31 protein-coding genes and 2 tRNA genes are annotated in these 26,793 nt (G+C 69.1%); 17 read left to right on the forward strand and 16 right to left on the reverse strand.

Annotated elements, in window-relative coordinates; all coding sequences use genetic code 11:
* The first annotated feature begins 47 nt into the window (after positions 1–47).
* Positions 48–992 (forward strand): prephenate dehydrogenase, encoded by a 945-nt coding sequence (locus MAA44156_RS00995; RefSeq protein WP_011723483.1) that lies wholly within the window; start codon positions 48–50, stop codon positions 990–992.
* Here the strand turns inward: MAA44156_RS00995 and MAA44156_RS01000 are convergent.
* The 5 genes from MAA44156_RS01000 to MAA44156_RS01020 are packed head-to-tail and all read right to left on the reverse strand — an operon-like array spanning position 955 to position 4,997.
* Entirely contained in the window at positions 955–1,554 is a 600-nt protein-coding gene (locus MAA44156_RS01000; RefSeq protein WP_003876987.1) for a putative glycolipid-binding domain-containing protein, read from the reverse strand. The two genes, MAA44156_RS00995 and MAA44156_RS01000, sit on opposite strands and share 38 nt — an antisense overlap.
* On the reverse strand, positions 1,555–2,271 hold the full coding sequence (locus tag MAA44156_RS01005) for an ABC transporter permease (RefSeq protein ID WP_003874135.1): 717 nt from the start codon (positions 2,269–2,271) through the stop codon (positions 1,555–1,557). It abuts the gene before it with no gap.
* Positions 2,268–2,954: an ABC transporter permease gene (locus tag MAA44156_RS01010; protein WP_009974533.1), complete on the reverse strand. Its 687-nt coding sequence runs from the start codon at positions 2,952–2,954 to the stop codon at positions 2,268–2,270. Before MAA44156_RS01010 ends, MAA44156_RS01005 begins: the two co-directional genes overlap by 4 nt.
* Positions 2,954–4,048: an ABC transporter ATP-binding protein gene (locus tag MAA44156_RS01015; RefSeq protein WP_009974532.1), complete on the reverse strand. Its 1,095-nt coding sequence runs from the start codon at positions 4,046–4,048 to the stop codon at positions 2,954–2,956. The genes MAA44156_RS01010 and MAA44156_RS01015 overlap by 1 nt, the downstream gene beginning before the upstream one ends.
* 1 nt (position 4,049) lies before the next feature.
* Complete coding sequence (locus MAA44156_RS01020; RefSeq protein ID WP_009974530.1) at positions 4,050–4,997, reverse strand: ABC transporter substrate-binding protein; 948 nt, start codon at positions 4,995–4,997, stop codon at positions 4,050–4,052.
* 98 nt (positions 4,998–5,095) lie between these two features.
* Between MAA44156_RS01020 and MAA44156_RS01025 the strand changes: the two genes are divergently transcribed.
* A complete protein-coding gene (locus MAA44156_RS01025) occupies positions 5,096–5,446 on the forward strand; it encodes a LapA family protein (protein ID WP_003873747.1) in 351 nt (116 codons plus the stop codon).
* On the opposite strand, the gene MAA44156_RS01030 is transcribed toward MAA44156_RS01025, so the two are convergent.
* The gene (locus MAA44156_RS01030) at positions 5,443–6,495 is read right to left on the reverse strand and encodes a phosphotransferase family protein (protein WP_009974526.1); all 1,053 of its coding nucleotides are present in this window, start codon (positions 6,493–6,495) and stop codon (positions 5,443–5,445) included. The two genes, MAA44156_RS01025 and MAA44156_RS01030, sit on opposite strands and share 4 nt — an antisense overlap.
* Positions 6,496–6,529: 34 nt before the next feature.
* The gene (locus tag MAA44156_RS01035) at positions 6,530–7,138 is read right to left on the reverse strand and encodes a histidine phosphatase family protein (RefSeq protein ID WP_009974524.1); all 609 of its coding nucleotides are present in this window, start codon (positions 7,136–7,138) and stop codon (positions 6,530–6,532) included.
* Between the two features lie 76 nt (positions 7,139–7,214).
* Here MAA44156_RS01035 and MAA44156_RS01040 point away from each other — a divergent pair, with 76 nt between their 5' ends.
* From MAA44156_RS01040 to MAA44156_RS01065, 6 genes are read left to right on the forward strand one after another with little or no spacing between them, the layout of a single operon-like run.
* Positions 7,215–7,898, forward strand: a complete 684-nt coding sequence (locus MAA44156_RS01040; RefSeq protein WP_009974523.1) for a methyltransferase domain-containing protein — start codon at positions 7,215–7,217, stop codon at positions 7,896–7,898.
* Positions 7,899–7,953: 55 nt separating this feature from the next.
* Positions 7,954–9,012, forward strand: a complete 1,059-nt coding sequence (locus MAA44156_RS01045) for a phosphotransferase family protein (RefSeq protein WP_009974521.1) — start codon at positions 7,954–7,956, stop codon at positions 9,010–9,012.
* Between the two features lies 1 nt (position 9,013).
* Positions 9,014–9,778, forward strand: coding sequence for an SDR family NAD(P)-dependent oxidoreductase (locus MAA44156_RS01050; RefSeq protein ID WP_009974520.1), 765 nt, complete (start codon positions 9,014–9,016; stop codon positions 9,776–9,778).
* 21 nt (positions 9,779–9,799) lie between these two features.
* Positions 9,800–11,083, forward strand: a complete 1,284-nt coding sequence (locus MAA44156_RS01055; protein ID WP_009974518.1) for an acyl-CoA dehydrogenase family protein — start codon at positions 9,800–9,802, stop codon at positions 11,081–11,083.
* Complete coding sequence (locus MAA44156_RS01060) at positions 11,064–11,687, forward strand: TetR/AcrR family transcriptional regulator (protein ID WP_010948797.1); 624 nt, start codon at positions 11,064–11,066, stop codon at positions 11,685–11,687. The genes MAA44156_RS01055 and MAA44156_RS01060 overlap by 20 nt, the downstream gene beginning before the upstream one ends.
* Positions 11,687–12,655 carry an NADPH:quinone oxidoreductase family protein gene (locus MAA44156_RS01065; RefSeq protein ID WP_009974517.1) on the forward strand — a complete coding sequence of 323 codons (969 nt, stop codon included), beginning with the start codon at positions 11,687–11,689 and terminating at the stop codon, positions 12,653–12,655. The genes MAA44156_RS01060 and MAA44156_RS01065 overlap by 1 nt, the downstream gene beginning before the upstream one ends.
* Positions 12,656–12,665: 10 nt before the next feature.
* Here the strand turns inward: MAA44156_RS01065 and MAA44156_RS01070 are convergent, their stop codons facing one another.
* The gene (locus MAA44156_RS01070; RefSeq protein WP_029248346.1) at positions 12,666–14,540 is read right to left on the reverse strand and encodes an alkyl/aryl-sulfatase; all 1,875 of its coding nucleotides are present in this window, start codon (positions 14,538–14,540) and stop codon (positions 12,666–12,668) included.
* A gap of 141 nt (positions 14,541–14,681) precedes the next feature.
* On the opposite strand from MAA44156_RS01070, the gene MAA44156_RS01075 reads away from it, so the two are divergent.
* Entirely contained in the window at positions 14,682–15,167 is a 486-nt protein-coding gene (locus MAA44156_RS01075; protein ID WP_003873405.1) for a lipoprotein LpqH, read from the forward strand.
* Position 15,168: 1 nt separating this feature from the next.
* Here MAA44156_RS01075 and MAA44156_RS01080 read toward each other — a convergent pair whose 3' ends face one another.
* The 5 genes from MAA44156_RS01080 to MAA44156_RS01100 all read right to left on the reverse strand — a co-directional run bounded on the left by MAA44156_RS01080 (position 15,169) and on the right by MAA44156_RS01100 (position 19,092).
* A complete protein-coding gene (locus MAA44156_RS01080) occupies positions 15,169–16,659 on the reverse strand; it encodes a sensor histidine kinase (protein WP_009974514.1) in 1,491 nt (496 codons plus the stop codon).
* Positions 16,660–16,759: 100 nt separating this feature from the next.
* On the reverse strand, positions 16,760–17,464 hold the full coding sequence (gene tcrX, locus MAA44156_RS01085; protein ID WP_003876976.1) for a two-component system response regulator TcrX: 705 nt from the start codon (positions 17,462–17,464) through the stop codon (positions 16,760–16,762).
* A 110-nt stretch (positions 17,465–17,574) separates the two neighbouring features.
* Complete coding sequence (locus tag MAA44156_RS01090; RefSeq protein WP_003873402.1) at positions 17,575–17,730, reverse strand: DUF6131 family protein; 156 nt, start codon at positions 17,728–17,730, stop codon at positions 17,575–17,577.
* Positions 17,731–17,751: 21 nt separating this feature from the next.
* Positions 17,752–17,991 carry a hypothetical protein gene (locus MAA44156_RS01095; RefSeq protein WP_009974510.1) on the reverse strand — a complete coding sequence of 80 codons (240 nt, stop codon included), beginning with the start codon at positions 17,989–17,991 and terminating at the stop codon, positions 17,752–17,754.
* A 156-nt stretch (positions 17,992–18,147) separates the two neighbouring features.
* Positions 18,148–19,092, reverse strand: coding sequence for a class I SAM-dependent methyltransferase (locus MAA44156_RS01100; RefSeq protein ID WP_009974509.1), 945 nt, complete (start codon positions 19,090–19,092; stop codon positions 18,148–18,150).
* Between the two features lie 90 nt (positions 19,093–19,182).
* Between MAA44156_RS01100 and MAA44156_RS01105 the strand changes: the two genes are divergently transcribed.
* Positions 19,183–20,247 (forward strand): phosphotransferase family protein, encoded by a 1,065-nt coding sequence (locus tag MAA44156_RS01105; protein ID WP_009974507.1) that lies wholly within the window; start codon positions 19,183–19,185, stop codon positions 20,245–20,247.
* Between the two features lie 19 nt (positions 20,248–20,266).
* A complete protein-coding gene (locus MAA44156_RS01110; protein ID WP_009974505.1) occupies positions 20,267–20,785 on the forward strand; it encodes a hypothetical protein in 519 nt (172 codons plus the stop codon).
* Positions 20,786–20,809: 24 nt separating this feature from the next.
* Here the strand turns inward: MAA44156_RS01110 and MAA44156_RS01115 are convergent.
* Together MAA44156_RS01115 and MAA44156_RS01120 are read right to left on the reverse strand one after the other, a co-directional pair.
* Positions 20,810–20,882 (reverse strand) — tRNA-Arg (locus MAA44156_RS01115).
* A 34-nt stretch (positions 20,883–20,916) separates the two neighbouring features.
* Positions 20,917–21,005 (reverse strand) — tRNA-Ser (locus tag MAA44156_RS01120).
* 83 nt (positions 21,006–21,088) lie between these two features.
* On the opposite strand from MAA44156_RS01120, the gene hisC reads away from it, so the two are divergent.
* Both hisC and MAA44156_RS01130 read left to right on the forward strand, forming a co-directional pair.
* Positions 21,089–22,156: a histidinol-phosphate transaminase gene (gene hisC / locus MAA44156_RS01125; RefSeq protein ID WP_009974504.1), complete on the forward strand. Its 1,068-nt coding sequence runs from the start codon at positions 21,089–21,091 to the stop codon at positions 22,154–22,156.
* A gap of 10 nt (positions 22,157–22,166) precedes the next feature.
* Positions 22,167–22,628 carry a DUF4334 domain-containing protein gene (locus MAA44156_RS01130; RefSeq protein WP_003872609.1) on the forward strand — a complete coding sequence of 154 codons (462 nt, stop codon included), beginning with the start codon at positions 22,167–22,169 and terminating at the stop codon, positions 22,626–22,628.
* An 80-nt stretch (positions 22,629–22,708) separates the two neighbouring features.
* Here the strand turns inward: MAA44156_RS01130 and MAA44156_RS01135 are convergent, their stop codons facing one another.
* Positions 22,709–23,305: a TIGR03086 family metal-binding protein gene (locus MAA44156_RS01135; RefSeq protein ID WP_011723422.1), complete on the reverse strand. Its 597-nt coding sequence runs from the start codon at positions 23,303–23,305 to the stop codon at positions 22,709–22,711.
* A gap of 14 nt (positions 23,306–23,319) precedes the next feature.
* Between MAA44156_RS01135 and MAA44156_RS01140 the strand changes: the two genes are divergently transcribed.
* The 4 genes from MAA44156_RS01140 to MAA44156_RS01155 are packed head-to-tail and all read left to right on the forward strand — an operon-like array spanning position 23,320 to position 26,787.
* On the forward strand, positions 23,320–24,144 hold the full coding sequence (locus MAA44156_RS01140; RefSeq protein WP_009974502.1) for a crotonase/enoyl-CoA hydratase family protein: 825 nt from the start codon (positions 23,320–23,322) through the stop codon (positions 24,142–24,144).
* Between the two features lie 19 nt (positions 24,145–24,163).
* Positions 24,164–25,408 carry a lipase LipE gene (lipE, locus tag MAA44156_RS01145; RefSeq protein ID WP_009974500.1) on the forward strand — a complete coding sequence of 415 codons (1,245 nt, stop codon included), beginning with the start codon at positions 24,164–24,166 and terminating at the stop codon, positions 25,406–25,408.
* Positions 25,409–25,436: 28 nt separating this feature from the next.
* A complete protein-coding gene (locus MAA44156_RS01150; protein WP_003872605.1) occupies positions 25,437–25,628 on the forward strand; it encodes a hypothetical protein in 192 nt (63 codons plus the stop codon).
* 40 nt (positions 25,629–25,668) lie between these two features.
* Entirely contained in the window at positions 25,669–26,787 is a 1,119-nt protein-coding gene (locus MAA44156_RS01155) for an Rv2629 family ribosome hibernation factor (RefSeq protein ID WP_009974499.1), read from the forward strand.
* Positions 26,788–26,793: the final 6 nt, after the last annotated feature.

Genomic DNA, 26,793 nt, shown 5'->3' on the forward strand with positions numbered 1-26,793 from the left:
CTGGGAATGTGGCACACCCTCGCTCCCACCCTCGTTCGAAGACACCGGTGTGCGTGCTCGGGCTGGGACTGGTCGGCGGCTCGATCATGCGCGCCGCCACCGCGGCCGGCCGCGAGGTGTTCGGCTACAACCGCTCGATCGAAGGGGCGCAGGCCGCCACCGCCGACGGCTTCGACGCCGACACGGACCTGACCGCCACCCTGTCTCGGGCCGCCGACTCCGACGCGTTGATCGTGCTGGCGGTGCCCATGCCGGCGCTGCCGAGCATGCTTGCCCACGTCAAGGAGACGGCCCCGCAATGCCCGTTGACCGACGTCACCAGCGTCAAGAAGGCGGTGCTCGACGAGGTCGTCGCCGCCGGCCTGCGGGACCGCTTCGTCGGGGGCCACCCGATGGCGGGCACCGCGCACTCGGGGTGGACCGCCGGCCACGCGGGCCTGTTCACCGGGGCGCCCTGGGTGGTCAGCGTCGACGACCATGTCGACCCGGTGGTGTGGGCGATGGTGATGACGCTGGCGCTGGACTGCGGCGCGGTCGTGGTGCCGGCCCGATCCGATGAACACGACGCCGCCGCGGCCGCCATCTCGCATCTGCCCCACCTGCTCGCCGAGGCGCTGGCCGTGGTCGCCGGGGACGTTCCGTTGGCCTTCGCGTTGGCCGCGGGATCGTTCCGGGACGGCACCCGGGTGGCGGCCACCGCCCCCGACCTGGTGCGGGCGATGTGCGAGGGCAACTCCGACCAACTGGTCCCGACGGCCGATCATGTCATCGAGTTGCTCCGCCGCGCCCGCGATTCGCTGGCCCACCACAAGTCGGTCGCCGACCTCATCGAGGCCGGGCACGCCGCTCGCACCCGCTACGACAGCTTCCCGCGCACCGACATCTTCCACGTCGTGATCGGCGCGGAGAACTGGCGTCAGGAACTGGCCGCCGCCGGCCGGGCGGGCGGGGTGATCAGATCCGCTCTGCCAACCCTGGATAGTCCACGATGAATCCCTGCTCGTCGACGCTGACCGTGGTGTCGGAGATCGGCGAGTGCACCTTGATCTCGTCGCGGCTGCCGGTGCTGCTGTAGCTCACGGTGTCGGCGGTGATGGACATCTCCGGCACGTTGACGTAGACCACGGGCAGGGTGACCGAGGCCGCCCGCTCCTGCAGGCCGAGCCGCCGGATCGGCAGCGCGTTGAAGAACGGGCTGAACTCGACGTCGACGTCGAGGGCGCCGTTGTAGGCCGCGCGGTGCTCGCCCTGGGGGTCGGTGACCAGCCACATGTTCTCCTCGTCACGGGCGAAGGAGAAGACACGCTCACGCTCGGCCAGGGTGACGGTCATGCCGAGCCGCTTGGTGGCGCCGGTTTCGTCGGTCTGCAGGTCGTAGTAGGCGCCGAACGCCGGATTGGCGTCGGTGGCGGCGGCGACGATGCGGCCGTTGGCCTTGATTCTGTTGCCGGACACCTGGAGTCGTACCGATTCCATCCGGGAGACGTCCTGTGCGCGCCAGGTGAGCATCGCCTGCCACACTCGGCGAGACGGGTCAGAAGGGGCTGCGTTCACTCATCTACCGTAAGACGTCCCCGCCAACCGGTGCGGAAGTGGCCGGTATGTGCGCCGCAGCCGGCCGGTACCCGGCACCGACGCCCACACCGCCACGGCCAGCAGACCGTCGAGCACCAGCGCCAACGCGGCCACCGTCAGCGCCCCGACCAGGGCCAGGTGGAACTCGCGCTCCTTGATCCCGTCGATCAGGTACCGGCCCAGCCCGCCGAGGCTGGCATAGGCGGCCACCGTGGCGGTCGCGACCACCTGCAGCGTCGCGCTGCGCAGCCCGCCCAGGATCAACGGCAGCGCATTGGGCACCTCGACGCGCAGCAGCACCTGCGACTCGGTCATGCCCATCGCCCGGGCGGCATCGACCACGGTGGGTTCGACGTTGGCGATGCCGGCATAGGTTCCGGCCAGCAGCGCGGGCACGCCCAGCAGCATCAGCGCCACCAGCGAGGGTCCCAGGCCCAGCCCGAACAGCAGCGTGCCGAACAGCAGCACGCCCAGGGTGGGCAGCGCGCGCAGCCCGTTGACGGCGCCCACCACCAGCAGGGTGCCGCGGCCGGTGTGCCCGATGAGCAGGCCGACGGGCACGGCGATCAGCGCCGAGGCGCCCACCGCGATGCCGGTGTACTCGAGATGCTCGAGGATGCGGGCCGCCAGCCCGACCGGGCCGGTCCAATTGTCGGCGCTCAGCAGATACGCGATGGCCCGCTGCACGAAGTTCACCGGGCACCCCCCACCACCGGCGCGACGACCGAGCGGCGGGCGCCGCCGCGCACCGCGTGCGCCCACGGGGTGACCAGCCGGCCGCCCAGCACGATGAGCCCGTCGACGGCGACCGCCAGCGCGAACAGCGCGATGATGCCGGCCAGGATCTGATCGCTCTTGCCGGTCTGGTAGCCCTGGGTGAACCAGCTGCCCAGTCCGCCGATCCTGATCACCGAGCCGACCGAGACCATGGCGATGTTGGTCACCACCACCACCCGAAGCCCGGCGATCAGGACCGGAACCGCAAGCGGCAGTTCGACTTTCATCATCCGGGTGAGCCGCGGGTAGCCGACCGCGGTGGCGGCGTCGGATATCTGGGCGGGGACCGCGTCCAGCGCCTCGAGCACCGCCCGCACCAGCAGCGCGGCGGTGTAGGCGGTCAGGGCGACCATCACGTTGGCCTCGTCGAGGATTCGGGTTCCGATGATCATCGGCAACACCACGAACAGCGCCAGCGACGGGATGGTGAACACCACGCTGGCGACCGCCGTCGTCAGGCGCCGGGCAAACCGCCTGCGCTGCACCAGCATTCCCAGCGGCAGCGCGATCGCCAACCCAATCAGCACCGGCACCAGCGACAGCCGCAGATGCACGACGGTGAGCCGGGCCGCGTCGTCGAGATGGGTGAGCAGATAGTGCATCAGCGGCTCTTTCGCTGCGATTCCACCGCGGCCAGCACGTCGGCGGCCAGCACACCGCCGATCACCCTGCCGTCGTCGTCGACGGCGACACCGATTCCCGACGGCGACGACAGCGCGGCGTCCAGCGCCTGGCTCAGGTTGCCCCGCGGCCGAAACAGCGATCCGACGCCGGTCATGCTGTCGGACAGCGCCAGGCCGTCGCGGTGTCGGCGCAGGCCCTCGGCGTCGATCCAGCCCAGCGGCGCCCCGGCCTCGTCGACCACGACGGCCCAACCGTCGAAAACATCTGCACCCGACAGGTTTTCGGCGAACAGGCGGCGGACGTCGTGCACCGGCAGTCCGGCGGCGTCGATGAGTTGCAGCCATCGGTAGCCACGGCCCAGGCCGATGAACCTCGACACGAAGTCGTTTGCCGGGCGGGACAGCAGCCGGGCGGGCTCGTCACACTGCTGCAACATGCCGCCCTTGAACACCGCGACCCGTTCGCCGAGCCGCAGCGCCTCGTCGATGTCGTGCGTGACGAACACGATGGTTTTGTGCAATTCGCTTTGCAGCCGCAGTATTTCGTTTTGCAGGTCGTGACGCACCACCGGATCGACGGCGGAGAACGGCTCGTCCATCAGCAGGATCGGCGGGTCGGCGGCCAGCGCGCGAGCCACGCCGACCCGTTGTTGTTCCCCGCCGGAGAGCTGGGCGGGATAGCGCCGGGCCAGCTTGACGTCCAGCCCGACGCGCTCGAGCACCTGGTAGGCCGCCGTGCGGGCGGCCCGCCGGCGCTGGCCGCGCAGCACGGGAACCGTTGCCACGTTGTCGATCACCCGCTGGTGCGGCATCAGCCCGGCATGCTGGATGACGTAGCCGATGCCCAGGCGCAGTTTGACCGGGTCGAGGGTGGACACGTCGACACCGTCGATGCTGATGGTGCCGGACGTCGGCTCGATCATCCGGTTGATCATGCGCAGCGCGGTGGTCTTGCCGCTGCCGGAGGATCCGACGAAGACGGTCAGCTTGCCGGTGGGCACGGTCAGGCTGAGCCGGTCCACGGCGGCGGTCCCGTCCGCGAACACCTTGCTGACGTTGTCGAAGACGATCACGTCAAGGTCCGATCGAGTGGTTTAATCCGTTGTCCCGCAACCAGTTTCGGGCAGCCTGGTCGGGGTCGACGCCGGAGTTCCCCGACACCGCGGCGTTGAGCCCGGCCACGCCGGGGGTGGTCAGCTTGGCCGATACCGCGTCCAGCACCAGCTTGAGCCGCTCCGAGTGCTTCTGCGAATTGACCAGCGGCACAACGTTTCCGGCTATGAAATTGTGCTCGGGGTCGTCGAGTGCCACCAGGTGGTGCTGCGGTATGGCCGGCGATGTGGTGAAGATGTTGGCGGCGTTCACCCGTCCCTCCAGCAGCGCGCGCACGGTGACCGCGCCGCCGCCGTCGTCGATCGCGACGAAGTTGCCCGGTTTGATGTCCAGCCCGTATTTCTGCCGCAGCCCCGGCAGGCCGGCCGGCCGGGTGGCGAACGCCGAGGGCGCCCCGAATCGCACGTCGGCCGAGTGCGGGGCCAGATCGCCGATCGTCCTCAGGTTCCAGGAGTTCGCCGCTTGGCTGGTCACGCTGACGGTGTCGGTGTCGGTGGCCGGGGCCGGCGTCAGGATCGACAGGTCGGCGGGCAGGCGCCGGTGCAGCTCCTGCTCGACCGCATCCAGGGTGGTCGCGCTCGACGCGGGCTCGAAATACAGCAAGAGGTTGCCGATGTATTCGGGCACCAGATCGATGGAATGGTCTTTTATCGCAGGGATATACGTCTCCCGGCTGCCGATCCCCATCCGCTTTCCGACGTCGAAACCGTTGGCCTGCAAGGCTTGTGCGTAGATCTCGGCAATAATCTGCGATTCCGGGAAGTCCCCGGAGCCCACCACGATCGAGTCGGGGCTGCGCACCTGCGCTCCCAGCGGGTCGGAATTGCTGCACGCCGCAACGACGAACATCGTCGTCAGCAACACCGCCACCGGCCTGACCACGGCAGGCACGCGCAGCCGCATCGTCATACCGCCGACCTTAACTTCCCGACCCCCACCCGCCGGCCCGCGCGGACCTGTTACGGGAATCGGTTTCATTCTGCGCTGGATGGGGCAAAGATGGCAGCATGAGCAGCCACACCCCTGACTCGCCCGGCCAGCAGCCCCCGAAACCGACCCCTGCGGGCAAGACCCCCGCACCGGCCAAGGAACCGGCGATCGGGTTCACCCGCGCCGGCGCACTGTGGTCGTCGCTGATCGCCGGCTTCGTGATCCTGATTCTGTTGCTGATCTTCATCACCCAGAACACGGCGCCGACGGCCTTCCGGTTCCTGGGCCTGCACTGGAGCCTGCCGCTGGGGGTGGCGATCCTGCTGGCCGCGGTGGTCGGCGGGCTGATCACGGTGGCGGTCGGCACTGCGCGGATCCTGCAGCTGCGCCGCGTGGCGAAAAAGCAGCACGCGGCCGGCGGGCGCTAGCCGGGCAGCTTGGCCAATTCGGCCAGGCCGCGCGAGATCAGCGGCGCCACCACCTCGGGCGTGTGCTCGGCGGCCTCGCCCAGGCCGCGGGCCTGATCCGACATCCGGCGACGGAAGTCGATGCCCGCGGCGATGATGGCGAGTTTGAAATACGCCAACGCCATGTAGAACTCCCAATGCGCCAGCGGTATCCCGGCCACCAGCGAATAGCGGTCGGCCAGTTCGTCGGCCGTCGGCAACAACGGCGACGTCCACGCGGCCTGCGCGTTGACGATCAGGTCCAGCGCGGGATCGCGGTACACACACATCAGGGCGGCATCCGAGAGCGGATCCCCCAGCGTGGACAGCTCCCAGTCGACGACGGCGCGCACCTTGGTCGGGTCGTCGGCGTCCAGGATCGTGTTGTCGATCCGGTAGTCGCCGTGCACGATCGAGGTGCGGCTCTGCTGCGGAATGGCCTGGCCCAGACCGGAATGCAGGCGCTCCACGTCGGCGTCGCGCCGGTCCTCGGGCAGCCGCACCAGCGCCCATTGCGACCCCCAGCGGCGCACCTGGCGCTCGAGATAACCGCTGGGCTTGCCGAAGTCGGCCAGGCCCACGGCGTCCGGATCGACGCTGTGCAGATCCACCAGCACCCGGATCAGCGAATCGACGCAGCCTTCGATCACGGTGTGGCTGAACGACTCGAGCTGGGCGCGGCGGCGCACCACCTGGCCGGCAACGAATTCGACGATCTGGAACGGCGCGCCCAGCACCGACTCGTCCTCGCACAACCCGATCGTGCGCGCCACCGGAACCGGTGTGTCCTGCAGCGCGGCCACCACCCGGTATTCGCGGGCCATGTCGTGCGCCGACGGCGTCAACCCGTGCAGCGGCGGGCGCCGCACCAACCAGCTGGTGGCGTCGTCGTACACCCGGAACGTCAGGTTGGAACGGCCGCCGGAGATGAACTCCGCGCGCAACTCGCCGTCGCGGTCGATGCCGAGCGAACGCAGGTAGGAATCCAGCGCCGCCAGGTCGAGCCCTTCGAGTTGGTCAGCTGAGGTCACCGAACTTGTCTACCATCGCCGGCCCGCACCCCGTTCACCACCTTTGGTTTCGGGGCAGCAGGTCCCACACGTGTTCGGTGGTGTTGACCGCGGCCACGGTCGCCTGGCCGGACCGGGAGAACAGCAGCCGGGTCACCGACGCGTAGTCGACGGGGAAGGACAGCAGCCGGGCCGTGCCGAGGACCTCGTGCAGCAGCACGTTGATCACCCCGCCGTGGCTGAAGACCGCGACAGTGTCCTCGGGTTCGGCCGCCGCGACGAGGTCGTCGACCGCGGCGCGCACCCGGGCGCGGAACGCGTCCTCGTCGACCGCGCTGGGCAGGTGCCCCTGCGCCAAACGCGCCCATTCCTCCGGCATTTCGTCGCGGATCTGTTCGACGGGGATGTACACCGGCAGGTCGCGGTCGTATTCGGCGAACCGGTCGTCGATCTCGACGCTCAGCCCGCGGTCGGCCGCCACCGGTGCCGCCGTCTGCACGGCGCGGCGCTGCGGACTGCTCACCACCCGCGAAATGGGAAAGCGCTCAAGCGCCTTGGGCAGCCGCTCGATTTGGGCCAACCCGTCCGCGGACAGGTCCGGGTCGGAGCCTTGGCCGTGTTCGCTGCGCAGCGGCAGCGCGTGCCGGACCAGAAGCACTTGCATATTTCTTCCCGTCGTTCGATGGTGGGCAGCGCCAGTTTCTCATCGCGTCCGCTGACGCCGATTCCGAGGAGCACCCATGACGCAGCCGGACACGGATTGGGACGCCGCCGACCGCCAGGCGGCCCCACCCCCGTGGAGCATCGGGCGGCCCCAGCCGGAGCTGGAGCGGCTCATCGACGAGGGCAAGTTCCGCAGCGACGTGCTGGACTCCGGCTGCGGCCACGCCGCCCTCTCGCTGCGGCTGGCCGCGCTCGGCCACACCGTCGTCGGCCTGGACGCCAGCGCCACCGCGATCGCCGAGGCGACCGCCGCGGCGGCCGCACAGGGCCTGACCACCGCGACGTTCGCGCGCGCCGACGTGACCGACTTCGCCGACTATCCGCCCGGCTCCGAGGGCCGCTTCGCCACCATCGTGGACAGCGGGCTGTTCCACGCGCTGCCGCCGCAGCGTCGTCAGGACTATCTGCGGTCGATCTTCCGCGCGGCCGCTCCGGGGGCCGCGCTGTACATCCTGGCCTTCGCCGCCGGGGCGTTGGCGCCGGCGCACCCAGACCGGCCGGGCCCGCAGGGTTTCACCGAAACCGAGCTGCGCGAAGCGGTTTCGGTGCTCTGGCACATCGACGACCTGCGCGCGGCGCGGGTGTACGGCAACGACGACTCGGCCGGGGCGCCGGACAGCCCGCTGGCCCATCTGGAACGCGACGGCGAGGGCCACTTCATGGCGCCCGGATTTCTGGTGAGCGCGCACAAGCGGGATTGAGCCCCCCGACGGCGGGAGAATGCTATTCTCCGTGAGGAGATTGGGGTGTGCAGCGATGGCCGGACAACGCGGTGGGGTCGAATCGGGGCTGGATGCGGGCGTTCTGGCCCGCTGGCTGGACGCGAACGACGCACCGGGCAGCGGCGAAGAGACCCGGCTGACCCCGTTGCAGGGCGGCTCCCAGAACACCCTCTACCTGATCGAGCGCGGGCCGGCGCGGATGGTGCTGCGCATGCCGGGTGCCCGGGCGGACGCCGCCCGCATCGACGGGCTGCTGCGCGAGATCCGCTTGGTGCGCGCACTGTCCGGGACCGACGTCCCGCACGCGGCGCTCATCGCCGCCGACGACACCGGGACCGTGCTCGGGATGCCGTTCTACGTCATGGCGGCGATCGACGGGTGGAGCCCGATGGACGGCGGGTGGCCCGCGCCGTTCGACACCGACCCGCGGGCGCGGCGCGGGCTGGCGTTCCAACTGGTCGAGGGCGCCGCCAAGCTGGGCCGGGTGGATTGGCGCAAGCAAGGACTCGAGGGCTTCGGCCGCCCGGACGGATTCCACGAGCGGCAGGTCGATCGCTGGCTGGCGTTTCTCGACGCCTACCGGGTCCGCGAGCTGCCCGGGCTGGACGAGGCCTCCGACTGGTTGCGCCGCAACCGTCCGGCGCACTACCGGCCCGGCATCATGCACGGCGACTACCAGTTCGCCAATGTGATGTTCGCGCACGGCGAGCCGGCGCGCCTGGCCGCCATCGTGGACTGGGAGATGACGACCGTCGGGGATCCGCTGCTCGATTTGGCGTGGTGCCTGCTGGGCTACGACGGTGAAAACCCGCGGGAGGACGGGTTCTATCTCGACATGCGCGGGATGCCTTCGCGCAGCGAGCTGTTGGAGCACTACGAATCCGTCAGCGGGCTGTCCACCGAGAACATCGACTACTACCTGGTGCTGGCCAACTGGAAGCTGGGCATCGTGCTGGAGAAGACGTACGCGGCGGGGGTGCGTGGTGGCTCCCGACACGAAGGAGTCGACCCCAAGATCACCGAGGCGTTCGGGGCGATGATCCCGCAGCTGATCGCGACGGCGGCCGAGCTGGCCCGGCAGCTGGGAAACTGAAATGGGTTATGCTGAACAGCTTTTCGACCTCACGGATCGGGTGGTCCTGATCACCGGCGGCAGCCGCGGACTGGGACGCGAGATGGCCTTCGGCGCGGCCCGCTGCGGCGCGGACGTGGTGATCGCCAGCCGCAACCTGGACAACTGCGTCGCCACCGCGCAACAGATCGAGCACGAGACGGGCCGGCGCGCCATGGCGTATCAGGTGCACGTCGGGCGCTGGGACCAACTCGACGGGCTGGTCGAGGCCAGCTACGACCGGTTCGGCAAAATCGACACGCTGATCAACAACGCGGGCATGTCGCCGTTGTACGACAAGCTGACCGACGTCACCGAGAAGCTGTTCGACGCCGTGGTCAACCTCAACCTCAAGGGCCCGTTCCGGTTGTCGGCGTTGGTCGGTGAGCGCATGGTGGCGGCCGGCCGCGGCTCCATCATCAACGTGAGCACCGCCGGGTCGCTGCGGCCGACGCCGGACATCGTCCCCTACGCCGCGTCCAAGGCCGGGCTCAATGCCATGACCGAAGCGCTGGCCAAGGCGTTCGGACCGGCGGTGCGGGTCAACACCCTGATGGCCGGGCCGTTTCTGACCGACGTGAGCAGGGCCTGGAATCTGGAAGCGGCGCAAGAGAATCCGTTCCGCCACCTCGCGCTGCAGCGCGCCGGGGATCCCCGTGAAATCGTCGGCGCCGCACTGTTTTTGGCCTCCGATGCGTCCAGCTTCACCACCGGCTCGATCCTGCGGGCCGACGGTGGAATCCCCTGATCCCGATGAGGAGCGATTGAGATGTCCTGGGACTTTTCTACCGAGCCGGAGTTCGAGGAGAAGCTGGAGTGGATCCGCGGGTTCGTCCGCGACGAGGTGGAACCGCTCGAGGTGCTCTTTCCCGGCTGTGAATTCCTGCCGCTGAACGACGAGCGGCGCCGGATCGTCGACCCGCTCAAACAGCAAGTGCGCGACAACGGGTTGTGGGCACCGCATCTGGGTCCGGAACTGGGCGGGCAGGGTTTCGGCGCGGTCAAGCTGACGCTGATCAACGAGATCCTGGGCCGCAGCCCCTGGGCGCCGATCGTGTTCGGTACCCAGGCGCCCGACACCGGCAACGCCGAGATCATCGCCCGGTTCGGCACCCAGGCGCAAAAGGACCGCTACCTGGCGGGGCTGCTGTCCGGGGAGATCTTTTCCTGCTTCTCGATGACCGAACCGCAGGGCGGGGCCGACCCGCGGGTGTTCACCACCCGCGCCGTCCGCGACGGTGACGAGTGGGTGATCACCGGGCGAAAGTACTTCTCCTCCAACGCATCCGTCGCCTCGTTCTTCATCGTCGTCGCGATCACCGATCCCGACGTGCCGGTGCACACCGGCGCCTCGACGTTTTTGATCCCGGCCGGCACCGAGGGCCTGGTGCTGGAGGCCAACCACCACCTGGTGGGCGCCGACTCGCACGAACCGGGGCATTCCCTGGTGCACTACAACGATGTGCGGGTGCCCGCCGACGCCCTGCTCGGCGAGCCCGGGCAGGGCTTCTTGATCCTGCAGACCCGGCTGGCCGGCGGGCGACTGCATCACGCGATGCGCTCCATCGGGATGGCGCAACGCGCGGTCGAGATGATGTCGCGGCGGGCGAAAAGCCGTTTCACCCAAGGCAGTCTGCTGGCCGACAAGCAAATGGTGCAGGAGTTCGTCGCGGACTCCTACACCGAGCTGATCCCTTTCCGGCTGACCGTGCTGCACGCGGCGTGGCTGATCGACAACGGCGACGAGCGCGCCGCCCGCGCCGAGATCGCCGCCTGCAAGATCCTGGCGTCGCAGGTGCTGAAATCGATTGCGCTGCGGGCCATTCAGGTGCACGGCGCGCTGGGGCTCACCGACCAACTGCCGCTGGTCAACGTGCTGCTCGGCGGGATCGCCCTGGGCCTGGCCGACGGGCCCACCGAGGCGCACAAGGTGAACCTGGCCCGGATGCTGCTCAAGGGGTATGAGGCCGACGACGGCGACTGGCCCAGCGAGATGCTCGACGTGCGGCGCGCGGCAGCCCGCGCCAAATACGGTGAGCTCGTTGATTTCTGACCGGGTGACCGCGGCGGTCGAACGCGCGCTCGACGACCGCCAGCGGGAGGCCACCGAGGAGGTGGAGCGCATCCTGGCCGCCGCGGTGCGCGTCATGGAACGCGTCGCACCCGAGCCGCCGCGGGTCAGCGACATCGTCGCCGAGGCCGGTTCGTCCAACAAGGCGTTCTACCGGTATTTCGCCGGCAAGGACGAGCTGATCCTGGCCGTGATGGAGCGCGGGGTGGCCATCGTGGTGTCCTATCTCGAGCACCAGATGGCCAAGGAGGCCACGCCGCGGGGCAAGATCGCCCGCTGGATCGAGGGCACGCTGGCTCAGGTCGCCGACCCGCACCTGATCAGCATGACCCGGGCGGCGGCCGGTCAGATGTCGGCGGGCACCAGTTGGCGCGCGGCCGACCAGGAGATGATGCGGCCCCTTCGCGAACTGCTCGTCGAACCCGTTGCGGCGCTGGGCAGTAGCGATGTCGACCGCGACGTCGAGGCGGTGTTCAGCTGCACGGCAGCGACCCTGCGCCGCTACGTGGGCTCGGCGCAGCAGCCCGCGCCGGACGACATCGCCCACGTGGTGCGGTTCTGTTTGCGCGGACTGGGGGTGCGCTGATGCGGGCGGTCGTCTGCCGTTCCTACGGCACACCGGAGGACCTGGTGCTCGACGAGGTGCCCGACCCGGTGCCCGGCCCCGGCCAGCTGCTGGTTCGGGTCCGCGCGGCCGCGGTCAACTTCCCCGACGTACTGTTCATCGCCGGCAAATACCAGGTGAAGATTCCGCCGCCGTTCATTCCCGGCAACGAGATCGCAGGCGAGGTCATCGCCGCCGGCGAAGGCGCCCGGTTCCTTCCGGGGCAGCGGGTGGCCGGAACCACGTTCGGGGCGTTCGCCGAGCAGGCGCTGCTGGACGCCGATCAGGCCGAGCCCATCCCCGACGACGCCGACTTCGCCTCCGCCGCGGCCTTCGGCGTCACCTACCGCACCGCCTATCACGCGCTGCGCTCGACCGCCGGTGTGACGGCGGGAGATTGGGTGGTGGTGCTCGGCGCCGCGGGCGGGGTCGGGCTGGCCGCCGTGGATCTGGCGGTCGCGATGCAGGCCCGGGTGCTGGCCGCCGCGTCCAGCCCGGAGAAGCTCGAGCTGTGCCGGCGGCGCGGTGCGGAGGCGACGGTGGATTACGACCGCGAGGACCTCAAGACGCGGATCCGGGAGCTCACCGGCGACCGCGCCCGCGTGGTCCTGGACCCGGTCGGCGGGCCCTACTCGGAGCCGACCCTGCGCGGCCTGGCCCGCGGCGGCACCTTCGTCACCCTGGGCTACGCGTCCGGCACCATCCCGGCCATTCCGCTCAATCTCGTTCTGCTCAAGGACATCTGCGTGCGCGGCATGGAGATCCGCACCTTCATGACCGACCGGCCCGACGACGCCGTGCGCGACCTGACGGAGTTGTCGCAGATGTTCGCTGCCGGCACCGTCCGGCCGTACATCGGAGCGCGGTTTCCGCTCGAGCGGACCGCCGCAGCGTTGCGGCACGTCGCCGACCGCAAGGTGCTGGGCAAGGTGGTGATCGACGTCGCGTGAGCGGCCGGCGCTACGGCGTGACGATGTTGAAATCGGGGTCCGGCGCGTCGAGCGCTCCCACCAACGACTGCAGCGCACCCCGATCGCCGGTGAGCTCCAGACCCGGCGAGGCGAAGTCCCCCGCCGCCAACGCCAGTAGCCGAATCTTGTTGGCCAGCCGCACCGTAACGGTCGCGGTCGCGGGATCCGCCGGCACCTTGCGTTGCACCAGCACGCCGTTGCGCAGGGCGAGCCGATGGTTGACCGCCGTGTCGGCAAGGGTGACGTCGACGGTGATGTCGAGGCCCCAGCTGCGTGGCCCGTTGACCCGGATGGCCAGGCCGTCGAAGATCTGCTCCGGCGTCAGCTGGGCAAGCATGGTGGGCGAGGTGACCTGCCCGGCGGTGCCGAAATTGCCGTCGCGCAGCTCCGTCGCCCCGCTGAGGAAGAAGTTGCGCCAGGTCGCGTTCTCCGCACCGTAGGCCAGCTGCTCGAGCGTGTCGGCGTAGAGCTCGCGGGCGCCGGCGTGCTCACCGTCGGTGAACATCGCGTGGTCCAAAAGGGTTGCCGCCCAACGGTAATCACCGGAGTCGAACGCCTGCTGGGCGAGGTCGACGACCCGGTCGATGCCGCCCATCGCAGCGACATAGCGGGGCCCCAGCGCCTCGGGGGGATGGGGCCACAGCCGGGCCGGGTTGCCGTCGAACCAGCCCATGTAGCGCTGGTAGATCGCCTTGACGTTGTGGCTGACCGACCCGTAGTACCCCCGCGCGTGCCAGCCCCGCTCGAGAGCCGGTGGCAGCCGGAACATTTCGGCGATCTCGACACCGGTGTGACCCTGGTTGAGCAGGCGCAGTGTCTGGTCGTGCAGATACGCGTACAGGTCGCGCTGCAGCGACAGGAATTCGACGATGCCGTCTCGCCCCCACGTCGGCCAGTGATGGGAGGCGAACACGACGTCGGCGCGGTCGGCGAAGGTGTCGATGGCCTCGGTGAGGTAGCCGGACCAGGCGCGCGGGTCGCGCACCAGCGCGCCGCGCAGCGTCAGCAGGTTGTGCAGGTTGTGGGTGGCGTTCTCGGCCATGCACAGGGCGCGGAATTGCGGGAAGTAGAAATGCATTTCGGCGGGCGCCTCGGTGCCGGGCGCCATCTGGAACTCGATCTCGACGCCGTCGATCGTGTGTGTCTCCCCCGTCTCGCGGATGTCGACGGTCGGCACGATGAGGGCCACCTCGCCCATGGAGGCGGCCTGCCCGAGCCCACAGCCCACATGGTCACGGGGCCCGCGCGGCAGCAGCGTCCCGTACATGTAGGTGGCGCGGCGCAGCATCGCCGGGCCGGCGTAGACGTTCTCCTGCACCGCATGTTCGACGAAACCCTCCGGCGCCAGCACCTCCACCCGGCCGGCATCGACGTCGGCTTGGGTGGTGACGCCCAGGACGCCGCCGAAATGGTCGACGTGGCTGTGGGTGTAGATCACCGCGACCACGGGCCGGTCGCCGCCGCGATGCGTGCGGTACAGCGTCAGCGCCGCCGCGGCCACCTCGGTGGACACCAGCGGATCGATGACGATGATGCCGGTGTCGGTTTCCACGAACGTGACGTTGGAGATGTCAAGACCGCGAACCTGATAGATGCCCGGAACCACTTCGTAGAGGCCGTGTTTGGCGGCCAGCGTGGATTGCCGCCACAGGCTGGGATGCACCGACGTGGGCGCGGGCCCGTCCAGGAAGGCGTAGGCGTCGTTGTCGAACACCACGCGGCCGTCGGCGCCCCGCACCACGCACGGCGACAACGCGGCGATGAATCCACGATCGGCGTCGCGGAAATCCGCGTCGTCGGAAAATGGCAGCACGCATGCGCGATGGGCCGCCTCGATTACCGGGCTGGGAGGTTTGTGGTCCATCACAACAACCTTGCCACCAACGCGGCCTTAACCGAATCGAAACAATTTCACCGAACCTCTTTTGCGCGACCCGGCAAACCCGCATACTGCGCAGACGGCCCTCAATGCCGAGGACCGCAACTTTCGGGCAAAGGAGAACAGGTGAAGCGTCAACTGACGATCGCGGTCGCGGGCGCGGCAATTCTTGCCGCGGGTGTTTCCGGCTGTTCGAGTGGCAACAAGTCGGCTCCCAGCAGTTCCGCGAGCAGCTCGAGCACCAGTGCGTCGGCGAGCAGCGGCGGGGCGGCCGGGACCAAGGTCATCATCGACGGCAAGGACCAGAACGTCAGCGGTTCGGTCGTGTGCACGAATGCCGGTGGCACCGTCAACATCGCGATCGGTGGCGCGGCGACCGGCATCGCCGCCGTGCTCAGCGACGGCAACCCGCCCCAGGTGAAATCCGTTGGGCTGGGCAATGTCAACGGCGTGACGCTCGGATACACCTCGGGCACCGGCCAGGGCAACGCGTCGGCCGAGAAGAACGGCAACAGCTACAAGATCACCGGCACCGCGACCGGGGTCGACATGGCCAACCCGCTGCAGCCGGTCAACAAGCCGTTCGAAATCGATGTGACCTGCAACAGCTGACCTACGCCGACGCGTGCGGTTGCCATCCGTTGGGTGGCAACCGCACCGTGAACTCGGTGTGGCCTGGCGAGCTGTTCACCGAGATCGTCCCGTTGTGCGCCTTGACCACCGCCGAGACGATGGCCAGGCCCAGCCCGGTGCTGCCGCCCTTGCGCGACCGCGAGGAGTCGCCGCGGGCGAACCGTTCGAACACCTCCGACTGCAGCTCCGCCGGAATGCCCGGCCCGTTGTCGATGACCTGCAGCACGGTGTGCGCCGGCTCGGTGCTCAGCCGGGTGGTCACCACGGTGCCCGCGCCGGTGTGCACCCGCGCGTTGGCGAGCAGGTTGGTCAGCACCTGGTGCAGCCGCGCCGCGTCCCCGGTGACCACCACCGGTTCCTCGGGCAGGTCGAGTTCCCACTGATGGTCGGGGCCGGCGACGTGGGCGTCGTTGACCGCGTCCACCGCGAGCCGGGACAGGTCGACCGGTTCGCGCTCCAGCGGGCGGCCGGAATCCAGCCGCGCCAGTAGCAGCAGGTCCTCGACCAGCCGGGTCATCCGCTCGGTTTCCGAGGCCACCCGGCTCATCGCCTGTGCCACCGCCTCGCGGTCGTCGCCCATGCGCTGGGTCAGCTCGGTGTAGCCGCGGATCGCGGCCAGCGGGGTGCGCAGTTCGTGGCTGGCGTCGGCGACGAACTGGCGCACCCGGGTCTCGCTGGCCTGGCGCGCCGACAGCGCGTCGGCGATGTGGTCGAGCATCCGGTTGAGCGCGGCGCCGAGCTGGCCCACCTCGGTGGACGGGTTGGCGTCGGATTCGCGTACCCGCACCGGCAATTCGACCTCGCCGCGGGCCAGCGGCAGGTCGGCCACCTCGCGCGCGGTTTGTGCCACCCGGCGCAACGGCGCCAGTGCCCGCCTGATGATCACCACCCCGGCGATGGTGGCGGCCGCCAGCGCGATCACGGTGACGATCCCGAAGATGACCAGCATCCGGATCAAGGTGGCGTCGATGTTGGCCATCGACAGGCCGGTGACGATGATGTCGCTGCCGTTGCGGCTGGGGGCGGCGACGACGCGGTAGCGGCCCAGACCGTCCAGGTTCACGGTGACCGGTGCGCGGCTGCCGGCGATCTGTTCGAGTTGGGTTTGGGCGGTCGACGTCAGCGCGTCCCGGGTGCCGCTGCTGGTCAGGTAGCCGGCGTCGACGGTCTTGCCGTGGCCGACCACCGCGGCGACCATGCCCGCCGGCTGCCCCGGGGCGTCCAGGAACCGCGGGCCGGGGCCCGGCCTCGGATACGGCGAGTGCTCGTGGCGCGGATGGTTGGGCTCGGGGTACATCAACGCCGAACGGAACGAGGTTCCGGCGAGTTGGCCGTCGAGCTGCTTGACCAGGTGATGGTTCAGCGCCAGTTCGGTGACCGCGGTGATGCCCAGACACACCAACGCCAGCACGACGATCTGTCCGACCAGCAGCCGCAGCCGTAGCGACCAGACCCGGCGCGTGTCAGCCAATGGTCGCGACCCGCCGCGCCCGGCTTCGCCGCGCTTGCGATCGCTCCTAGCCAATGGTCGCGACCCGCCGCGCCCGGCTTCGCCGCGCTTGCGATCGCTCCTAGCGGGCGGGCTTGAGGACATAACCCGCGCCGCGCAGGGTGTGAATCATCGGCTCCCGACCGTTGTCGATCTTCTTACGCAGATAGGAAATGTAGAGCTCGACGATGTTGGATCGGCCGCCGAAGTCGTAGCTCCACACCCGGTCCAGGATCTGAGCCTTGCTCAGCACCCGCTTGGAGTTGCGCATCATGAACCGCAACAGCTCGAACTCGGTGGATGTCAACGAGATCGGCTCACCGGCGCGGGTGACCTCGTGGCTGTCCTCGTCGAGCACCAGGTCGCCGACCACCAGCTGCGCGCCGCTGTCCACGGTCGTCACGCCGGTGCGCCGCAGCAGGGCCCGCAACCGAAGCACCACCTCTTCGATGCTGAACGGTTTGGTGACGTAGTCGTCGCCGCCGGCGGTCAGGCCCGCGATCCGGTCCTCCACCGCGTCCTTGGCGGTCAGCAACAGCACCGGCAGCTGGGGGTTCTCCTCCCGCAGCTTGTGCAGCACGTCCAGCCCGCTCATGTCGGGCAGCATCACGTCGAGGACCACCACGTCGGGCCGCTGGTTGCGGGCGGCGGCGATGGCCGAGGCGCCGTCGCTGGCGGTGGCGATGTTCCAGCCCTCATAGCGCAGCGCCATCGACACCATTTCGGCCAGCACGGCTTCGTCGTCGACGACGAGGACATTGATCGGGTTGCCGTCGGCGCGGCACATGACGACCCGCTCGGCTGAGGCTCGCGGCTGGCTCACATGTCCCAGTATCCGCTGCGGGCTGAGCCGCGGCTATGCCTTACCTTTGCGTGGCCTGTGAAACGGCCGGGCGGTCAGTACCAGTAGCGCCGGCCGGCGACCGGGCGACCGATCGAGCCCAGGATCCACAGCACCGCGCCGATCACCAGCAGCACGATGCCGAGCGTGGACAGCACGGGCACGTGGAAGAAATACCCGAGCACCAGCAGCACAATTCCTAAGATGACCATTTCGATTCCTTCGGGTCGCAGTTAGATGTTGATCGATTGCATCGAACTTGGTTGCGGCAGATGGCAATTCGTAACTTTCGGGTTGACGCCGAAGTAATTCAACGGTCCGGCGATCACGGTCACCGCAACCGTGCCCGCCGACGCGCATGTCGTTTGGTCGTTTTTGAAGTAATCACGCTGCCACGCCGCGAAAACCCCGATCAGCAACCACACCAACGCGACCGTTCCGATGATCCCGCTGCCACGCATCGTGACCTCCAAGGTGGTCGAGAAGAAGATTTCTCGTGACAGCTGAAATTACCCGTTGGACCCATGTTTAAACATGCATTTGGTTATGCCTGGGACCGCCGCTGAATTCGGGCGGCCCGCGCCGGCTCCGTGAAATTAACGGCGCCGCTTACGATGTCGGCGTTCGACTCAGCCCACCCGCCGCTGCGCGGACACGTAGAGGGTGGGCGGCATCGAATCCTGGGCCCCCTGCGGAACGCTGCGGCCGTAGCGGGCCATCAACTCCGCGAACGTCGCCGTCTCGACGTCCCACCCGCGCTCGCGCAGCCAGCTGTCGACCGGCGTGCGCTCCTCGGGATACCACAGGTCGTCGAAGTCGGTGATCTCGGCGTCGACCAGTTTGGCCGCCGCGGCGCGCATCCGCCGCATGTCCTCGCGCTGGCGGGCCAGCCGGTCGGGATCGGTGAATCCCGAGTCGGGCACGTTGGACGCCAGCCGACTGCCCGGCACGCTCAGCGCATCGATCCGCTCGAACAGCAGGTCCTGGGCCTGCGCCGGCAGGTAACGAACCAGCCCTTCGGCCGACCACACCGCCGGCCGCGAGGCGTCAAATCCAGCCTCCTGCAACGCTTTTGGCCAGTCCTGACGCAGATCGATGGGCACGTTGACCAGTTCCGCCTTGGGCTGGGCGCCGTGCTCGCGCAACGTGGTCGACTTGAAATCCAGCACCTTGGGCTGGTCGAGCTCGTAGACGACGGTGCCGTCCGGCCACGGCAGCCGCCAGCTGCGCGCGTCCAGGCCGGCGGCCAGGATCACCACCTGCCGCACTCCGGCGTCGGCCGCGGCGAGGAAGAACTCGTCGAAGAACGCGGTCCGGGTGGCCATGAAGTCGATCATCAGCTGCAGCCGGCCGCGCAGGTCCGGCTCGAGGTCGTCCGCCTTGGTCAGCAGCGCCGGGTCGGCATAGATGCTCCACATCCCCTTGCCGGCGGCCTCGACGAAAATGCGCGCGAACGGGTCGCTGATGAGCGGGTTTTCGCTTTCGGTCTCCGCCGCGCGGGCGGCGGCCACACCCAGTGCGGTGGCGCCCACGCTTTGGGTGATGTCCCAGGAATCGTTGTCGGTCCGCGGCATACCGGCCATTGTTCCAGCCGCTGTCCTAGTCTTCTTCCCAGACGGTCGACGGCTTCTTCCCGGACGGTCGACAGGTTGCAAGGGAGTGCGATGACGCCCACCTCACCCGAGGGCATGACCGTGGACGCGGTGGATCTACCGGCGGTCGCCGACTGGATGTCGGCGCAGGGACTCGGCGAGGGCCCGCTGCACGACGTCGCCACCCTGACCGGTGGCACCCAGAACGTCATGCTGCGGTTCAGCCGGGCCGGCCGGTCCTACGTGTTGCGCCGCGGGCCGCGGCACCTGCGCCCGCGCAGCAACAACGTGATTTTGCGGGAGACGAAAGTCCTTGCCGCCCTGGCTGGTTCGGATGTGCCCCACCCGCACCTGATCGCCGTGTGCGACGACCCCGGCGTGCTGGGCGACGCGGTGTTCTATCTGATGGAACCGGTGGACGGATTCAACGCCGGCGAGGGGCTGCCACCGCTGCACGCCGGCAATCCGCAGGTGCGCCACCAGATGGGCCTGTCGATGGCCGACGCGCTGGCCAAGCTGGGCGCCGTCGACCACGTGGCCGTCGGCCTCGCCGACTTCGGCAAGCCGGAGGGCTTCCTGGAACGGCAGGTGCCGCGCTGGCTTTCGGAATTGGAGTCCTACAGCCAATACGACGGCTATCCCGGGCCGCAGATCCCCGGCATCGACCAGGTTTCGGCGTGGCTGGAGCAGCACCGGCCGGCGCACTGGACACCGGGCATCATGCACGGCGACTACCACGCGGCCAACGTGATGTTCTCCCGCACCGGGCCCGAGGTGGTCGCCATCGTCGACTGGGAGATGTGCACGATCGGCGATCCGCTGCTGGACCTGGGCTGGCTGCTGGCCACCTGGCGCCAGCCGGACGGTTCGGCCGTGTTCAGCCACGCCCTGGGCGGCCAGGAGGGATTGGCCAGCACCGACGAGCTGTTCCGGCGCTATGCCGCCAACACCAGCCGCGACTTGTCGCACATCGCCTGGTACACCGTGCTGGCCTGCTTCAAGCTGGGCATCGTGATCGAGGGGACGCTGGCCCGGGCCTGCGCGGGCCAGGCCGAGAAGGAGGTCGGCGACCAATTGCACGCTGCCACGGTGCATTTGTTCGAGCGGGCGCTGCGACTCATCGACGAGCAGGGCTGAGCGTCTAACATCTTCTTTCGTGCCGCCCTATCCCGAGGAACCGGACTACTACTCCGAGCCCACCCAGGCCGCCCGATACGGCGGCGGGTACGGCGAGTACGGCGGGTATGAGGACCGCCCGCCGCCGGAGCCGCCGACGCCCTGGTATCGCCGCCCGGCGGCGCTGGTCGCCTTCGGCGCGCTCGGGGTGCTGCTGCTCGGCGCGGTCGTCTTCGCCGCGGTCAAGCTGGCGACGAGTTCCCCGGCGCACGGCCCGGCGGCGACCACCACGACGACGACTCCGTCCACCACCACGCCGGTGACCACCACGACCCACGAACCCCGGCACCACGGCGGCGGTGGCGCCCCGGCGCCGACCCAGACGGTGACCGAGACCGTCCCGCCGTCGAGCACCGACACCCCCACCACGACCGAGCCGCCCAGCACGGTCACGGTGTCGCCGAGCACCGAGACGAGCACGGTCACCCAAACCGTGACCGAACCGCCGCGGCGGGGACCGTACGGCGGCCCATTCGGCGGGCCGTTCGGTGGGCGTTGACGCGAAGAAAGCTGACTGAAAAAGCGCGCCCGAAGGGATTCGAACCCCTAACCTTCTGATCCGTAGTCAGATGCTCTATCCGTTGAGCTACGGGCGCCTGTCTTCAGTTGTGGTTCCGCTAGGGGACCCAGCGGAGGCGAGAGGATTTGAACCTCCGGTCCCCTTGAAGGGGGACAACTCATTAGCAGTGAGCCCCATTCGGCCGCTCTGGCACGCCTCCCTTGGACTTTCCGAGGGTACCGACCCCTTTCCGGTCTCGCGGAACCGGCCATACTGTACACAGTGGGGACATAAACTGTCGAAGTGACCGCCCGCCTGCGCCCCGAACTGGCCGGACTGCCAGTGTATGTGCCCGGCAAGAACGTGCCGGGGTCCATCAAACTGGCCAGCAACGAGACCGTGTACGGCCCGCTGCCCAGCGTGCATGCGGCGATCGAGCGCGCGGTAGCCATCGTCAACCGCTACCCGGACAACGCGTGCGTGGACCTCAAGGCGGCGCTGGCGATGCACCTGGGTTCCGATGTCGCCCCCGAGCAGATCGCGGTCGGCAGCGGCTCGGTCACGTTGTGCCAGCAGCTGGTTCAGATCACCTCCGCAGCCGGTGACGAGGTGATGATGGGCTGGCGCAGCTTCGAGTGCTACCTGCCCATCGTCCAGGTGGCCGGCGCGATCGCCGTCAAGGTTCCGTTGCGCGAGCACACCTACGACCTGGACGCTATGCTCGCCGCGATCACCGACCGCACCCGGTTGATCTTCGTGTGCAACCCGAACAACCCGACCTCCACCGTCGTCGACCCGGACGCTCTGGTCCGCTTCGTGGACGCGGTGCCGGCGGACATCCTGATCGCCATCGACGAGGCCTACGTCGAATACATCCGCGACGGCCTGCTGCCCAACAGCCTGGAGCTGGCCCTGAGCCGCTCGAATGTCGTTGTGCTGCGGACCTTTTCGAAGGCATACGGGCTGGCGGGGCTGCGGGTCGGCTACGCGATCGGTCATCCCGAACTGATCACCGCGCTGGACAAGGTGGTGATGCCGTTCGCCGTCACCAACGTCGCGCAGGCCGCCGCCATCGCGTCACTGGAGGCCTCCGGCGAGCTGATGGCCCGCACCGACGCGCTGGTCGCCGAGCGCACCCGGGTCAGCACCACCCTGCGCGACGCCGGATTCGAGCTACCGCCCTCGCAGGCGAACTTCCTCTGGCTGCCGCTCGGGTCGCGCACCGAGGATTTCGTGCAGGAGGCCGCGAACGCGCGCTTGGTGGTGCGTCCGTTCGCGTCCGAGGGCGTCCGTGTCACCATTGGGGCGCCGGCCGAAAACGACGCCCTGTTGCAATTCGCCTGCGATTGGATCGCCCGCACCGAACGCTGAGGAGTCACCCGTGGACCTCGCCCGCAAGAAGTTCACCGAGTTCAAAGAGCGCAGCGGCGACATCCCGGACAGTGAGCTCGACGACTTCTGGGCGGAACTCGCGCCCGCGACCATCGAGGAAATGCTGGGCGAGTGGAAGGGCGGCGAATTCCGCACCGGCCACAAGATGAACGGCCAGCTGGAAAAGGCCGGATGGTTCGGCAAGACCTTCAAATCCGCGCGCGATGTGCAGCCGCTGGTCTGCCTGGACGCCGACGGGAACAAGTTCTCCAACGTCGAGCTGGGCAAGGGGGAGGCCAGCCTGTGGCTGGAGGAGTTCCGCGGCGAGGTCACCGCGACCATGGTCTACGACGGGCAGCCGGTGCACGATCACTTCAAGAAGATCGACGACAACGCCGTGATGGGCATCATGAACGGCAAGGGCGTGCGCGACAACGGCAAGTACTACTACTTCTACCTAGAGCGGGTCTAGGGCCTTCGCCGAGCGTGCACTGGCCGCGAAAAAACACGCCGGATTTCGCACTGAATGCACGTTCGGTGAAGGCGTCGCGCTTAGCGAGCCGGGTTGCGGCCGGTGAACGCGACCAGCTTGGTCAACGCATCGGCGTCGGCGGGCACCTCGACCGGGTCGTCGAACCCGGCCTGACCGCGCACCTCGGGACGGATGACCCGGTGCGCCAGCCCCAGCACGTATTCGGCCAACGGCTCGGGCGCCCGGGCGTCGCGGCCCACCGCCCGCGCGTAATCCCAAGCGTGGACCAGCAATTCGAGCGCCAGAATGGCGCAGGCATTTCTGGCCGGCATCTCACCGCCGCCGAACGACACGGTGCCGTCCAGACCCCGCTGCCGCCAGGCGTCCAGGGCGGGGCGGGCCACCGCGATCACCCGGCGTTCCACCGAGTCCGCGCTGTCCGCATGGTCCGGGAAATCGGCGCCGGCCATGCCGCCCAGCGCCTCGAGCGACTTGAGCAGATGGTCCGTCAACCGCGTCACGTCGAACTGCGCGCACGGGGTCGGGCGGGGCATGTCGTCGGCGGCGATGGGGTGCAGCACCTGCTGCATCACCCGCAGCGCCGCCTCGGCGCCGTCCAGCTCGTCGGTCGGCGGGGAGTCCGGTCCGGGTCGCAAATCAGGAGCCATGTTCGCCACGCTACGGTCTCGATATGGCGCAAGCATACGAATCGGTCACCGTGGAGAAGAAGGGCCACGTCGCTCAGGTGACGCTGATCGGCCCGGGCAAGGGTAACGCGATGGGGCCGGCCTTCTGGTCCGAGCTGCCCGAGCTGTTCGAAACGCTGGACGCCGACCCCGAGGTGCGGGCCATCGTGCTGACCGGTTCCGGCAAGAACTTCAGCTACGGCCTGGACGTGCCGGCGATGGGCGGATCGTTCACCCCGCTGCTGTCGGGCGACGCGCTGGCCGGGCCGCGCGCCGTCTTCCACCGCGAGGTCAAGCGGATGCAGGGCGCGATCACCGCCGTCGCCGACTGCCGCACCCCCACCATCGCGTCGGTGCACGGCTGGTGCATCGGCGGCGGCGTCGACCTCATCTCGGCGGTCGACATCCGCTACGCCAGCGCCGACGCCAAGTTCTCGGTGCGCGAGGTCAAGCTGGCCATCGTCGCCGACGTCGGCAGCCTGGCCCGGCTGCCGTACATCCTCAACGACGGCCACCTGCGCGAGCTCGCGCTGACCGGCAAGGACATCGACGCCGCCCGCGCCGAGAAGATCGGGCTGGTCAACGACGTGTACGCCGACGCCGACGCGTGCCTGGCCGCCGCGCATGCCACGGCCGCGGAGATCGCCGCCAACCCCCCGCTGACCGTGCACGGCATCAAGGATGTCCTCGACCAGCAGCGCGCTTCGGCCGTCGCCGAGAGCCTGCGCTACGTGGCCGCCTGGAACGCGGCCTTCCTGCCGTCCAAGGACCTCACCGAGGGCATCGCGGCGACGTTCGAGAAGCGGCCGGCGCAGTTCACCGGCGAGTAAGACACGTACCCTCGCTGAGGTGACGACCCCGACTCTCGACGGCAAGATCCGCCTGCCCGCCGATCTGGACGCGGTGACGACGATCGGCGCCGAGGACCACTCCGAGATCGACGCCGCCGCCGTCGACCGGATCTGGGCGGCCGGCCGGCACTGGTATCAGGGCGGCTTCCATCCGGCCATCCAGTTGTGCATCCGCCGGCACGGACGTGTGGTGCTCAACCGCGCCATCGGGCACGGCTGGGGCAACGCGCCCACCGACCCGCCCGACGCCGAGAAGATCCCGGTCACACCGGACACACCGTTTTGCGTCTACTCGGCGGCCAAGGGGATCGCGGCCACCGTGGTGCACATGCTCGTCGAGCGCGGCGTCTTCTCCCTCGACGACCGGGTCTGCGACTACATCCCCACGTTCACCAGTCACGGCAAACACCGGATCACCATCCGGCACGTGATGACGCACAGCGCCGGGCTGCCCTTCCCCACCGGACCGCGCCCCGACGTCACCCGCGCCGACGACCACGAGTACGCGCAGCAGAAGCTGGGCGAGCTGCGGCCCCTCTACCGGCCCGGGCTGTTCCACATGTACCACGCGCTCACCTGGGGCCCACTGGTGCGCGAGATCGTATATGCGGCCACCGGCAAGGAGATTCGCGAGATCCTGGCCACCGAGATCCTCGACCCGCTGGGCTTCCGCTGGACCAACTTCGGTGTCGCCAAGCAGGACGTGCCGTTGGTCGCGCCGAGTCACGCCACCGGGCGCACCCTGCCCCCCGTGGTGGCGCAGATCTTCCGCAAGGCGATCGGCGGAACCGTGCACGAGATGATCCCCTACACCAACTCGCCGATGTTCTTGACGACCATCATTCCGTCGTCCAACACCGTGTCGACCGCACACGAGATGTCGCGGTTCGCCGAGATCTGGCGCCGCGGAGGCGAACTCGACGGCGTGCGGGTGATCAGCCCGGAGACCATGTACCACGCCGTAGCCGAATGCCGAAGGCTGCGACCGGATTTCGCGGTCGGGCTGCAGCCGGCGCGGTGGGGCACCGGGTTCATCCTGGGCACCAACCGGTGGGGGCCGTTCGGGCGCAACGCGCCGCACGCGTTCGGCAGCCTGGGGCTGACCAACATCGCGATCTGGGCCGATCCCGCGCGCGGCCTGGCGGCCGGCGTCATCAGCAGCGGCAAACCCGGACGCGACCCGGAAGCGCGCCGGTACACAGCGCTGATGGACACGATCACCGCCGCCATCCCCCGCGATTGACGCCCGCGGCAGTGGGAACACTGCCGCCATGGCTACCTATCGAGTTCTCAACCCGAAGGGCGACGTCGTCGCGACCAAAGACATCGAAAGCGCCGACAAAGCACACGCCTGGTTCGCCGACCAGAAGGTCGAAGGCAACGAGCTGGGTTGGCGCATGGAAGTCGAGCACGACGGGCAGTGGCACTTCTTCGACGACAGCGAGGGAGACCGGAGCTACTAGGGCGGGTTTGTGCCCCGGCAAGCCGGGCAACCACTAAAGCATGGACTCGCAACGCTTCCGCAAACTGCTGGATGCACCGGGGCCGTTCGTTTCGGTGTATTTCGACGACTCGCACGACACCCACGACGCCGAGGCTCAACTCGAGCTCAAGTGGCGCGCGATCAGAGAAGACCTGGAACGCCGCGGCGTCGGCGCGCCGATCGTCGCCGGCATCGAGGACGCGGTGATGAACCTGCGCCCGCCGATCGGGCGCAGCGGGCGGGCGGTGATCGCGGGCGCCGACGGCGTGCTGATCAACGAGCACTTGGCCCGCCCGGCGGCCACCACCATATTGCGGGTGTCCGAATTGCCTTATCTGGTACCGATTTTGGAGCAGAGCTTTGACCACCCCGACTATGTGCTGGTGGTGGTGGACCACAGCGACGCCGACATCACCACCCACATCGGCGGCACGCTGCGCAGCGAGACCGTCGACGGCGCCGGCTACCCGGTGCACAAGGCGGCCGGCGCCGAGACCGCCGGATACGGCGACCCGCAGTTGCGCACCGAGGAGGCCGCCCGCAAGAACGTCCGCGCCGCCGCCGACCGCGTCGCCGAACTGGCCGACGACAAGGCGATCGACGTGATCTTCGTGGTCGGCGAGGTGCGCTCGCGCTCGGACCTGCTGGCCGCGCTACCGGAACGGCTGCACGACCGCGCCGTGACACTCGAGGTCGGGGCGCGGCACAGCGGCCACGACTTCACCGAGATCGAGCGGGCCATCGAGGCCGAGTTCGTCAAACGTCAGCTGCGCGCCATCGACGATGCCGCACAGCGGTTTACCGCCGAGATCGGGCGGCAATCGGGGCTGGCGGCCCAGGGGCTCGACGCAGTTTGCTCGGCGCTGCGTCAGGGCGCGGTGGAAACGCTGATCATCGGTGACATCGGTGACGCCACCGTGGTCGCCGACGAGGGCCTGACCACCGTCGCCCCCAACGAGAACGTGCTGTCCGAGCAGGGCGCCGCCCCGGCCAGGACGCTGCGCGCCGACGAGGCGCTGCCGTTCTCCGCGATCAAGGTGGGCGCCAACCTGGTGCGCACCGACGAGCGGATCGCCCCGGCCGACGGGGTGGGCGCGGTGCTGCGCTACGCACCGACGCTGCACCAAAGCGTCGAGTGAGCGCGC

Origin of the sequence: Mycobacterium avium subsp. avium, from assembly GCF_009741445.1 — a bacterium.
In the GTDB taxonomy this organism is placed as follows: domain Bacteria; phylum Actinomycetota; class Actinomycetes; order Mycobacteriales; family Mycobacteriaceae; genus Mycobacterium; species Mycobacterium avium.

What these genes read in the sequence shown, in the direction of transcription:
- MAA44156_RS01010 (WP_009974533.1), bottom strand. Translation starts at nt 2,954, where the DNA reads ATGCACTATCTGCTCACCCATCTCGACGACGCGGCCCGGCTCACCGTC.
- MAA44156_RS01020 (WP_009974530.1), bottom strand. Translation starts at nt 4,997, where the DNA reads ATGACGATGCGGCTGCGCGTGCCTGCCGTGGTCAGGCCGGTGGCGGTG.
- MAA44156_RS01025 (WP_003873747.1), top strand. Translation starts at nt 5,096, where the DNA reads ATGAGCAGCCACACCCCTGACTCGCCCGGCCAGCAGCCCCCGAAACCG.
- MAA44156_RS01035 (WP_009974524.1), bottom strand. Translation starts at nt 7,138, where the DNA reads ATGCAAGTGCTTCTGGTCCGGCACGCGCTGCCGCTGCGCAGCGAACAC.
- MAA44156_RS01040 (WP_009974523.1), top strand. Translation starts at nt 7,215, where the DNA reads ATGACGCAGCCGGACACGGATTGGGACGCCGCCGACCGCCAGGCGGCC.
- MAA44156_RS01045 (WP_009974521.1), top strand. Translation starts at nt 7,954, where the DNA reads ATGGCCGGACAACGCGGTGGGGTCGAATCGGGGCTGGATGCGGGCGTT.
- MAA44156_RS01050 (WP_009974520.1), top strand. Translation starts at nt 9,014, where the DNA reads ATGGGTTATGCTGAACAGCTTTTCGACCTCACGGATCGGGTGGTCCTG.
- MAA44156_RS01055 (WP_009974518.1), top strand. Translation starts at nt 9,800, where the DNA reads ATGTCCTGGGACTTTTCTACCGAGCCGGAGTTCGAGGAGAAGCTGGAG.
- MAA44156_RS01065 (WP_009974517.1), top strand. Translation starts at nt 11,687, where the DNA reads ATGCGGGCGGTCGTCTGCCGTTCCTACGGCACACCGGAGGACCTGGTG.
- MAA44156_RS01070 (WP_029248346.1), bottom strand. Translation starts at nt 14,540, where the DNA reads ATGGACCACAAACCTCCCAGCCCGGTAATCGAGGCGGCCCATCGCGCA.
- tcrX (WP_003876976.1), bottom strand. Translation starts at nt 17,464, where the DNA reads ATGTGCCGCGCCGACGGCAACCCGATCAATGTCCTCGTCGTCGACGAC.
- MAA44156_RS01090 (WP_003873402.1), bottom strand. Translation starts at nt 17,730, where the DNA reads ATGGTCATCTTAGGAATTGTGCTGCTGGTGCTCGGGTATTTCTTCCAC.
- MAA44156_RS01100 (WP_009974509.1), bottom strand. Translation starts at nt 19,092, where the DNA reads ATGCCGCGGACCGACAACGATTCCTGGGACATCACCCAAAGCGTGGGC.
- MAA44156_RS01105 (WP_009974507.1), top strand. Translation starts at nt 19,183, where the DNA reads ATGACGCCCACCTCACCCGAGGGCATGACCGTGGACGCGGTGGATCTA.
- MAA44156_RS01140 (WP_009974502.1), top strand. Translation starts at nt 23,320, where the DNA reads ATGGCGCAAGCATACGAATCGGTCACCGTGGAGAAGAAGGGCCACGTC.
- MAA44156_RS01150 (WP_003872605.1), top strand. Translation starts at nt 25,437, where the DNA reads ATGGCTACCTATCGAGTTCTCAACCCGAAGGGCGACGTCGTCGCGACC.
- MAA44156_RS01155 (WP_009974499.1), top strand. Translation starts at nt 25,669, where the DNA reads ATGGACTCGCAACGCTTCCGCAAACTGCTGGATGCACCGGGGCCGTTC.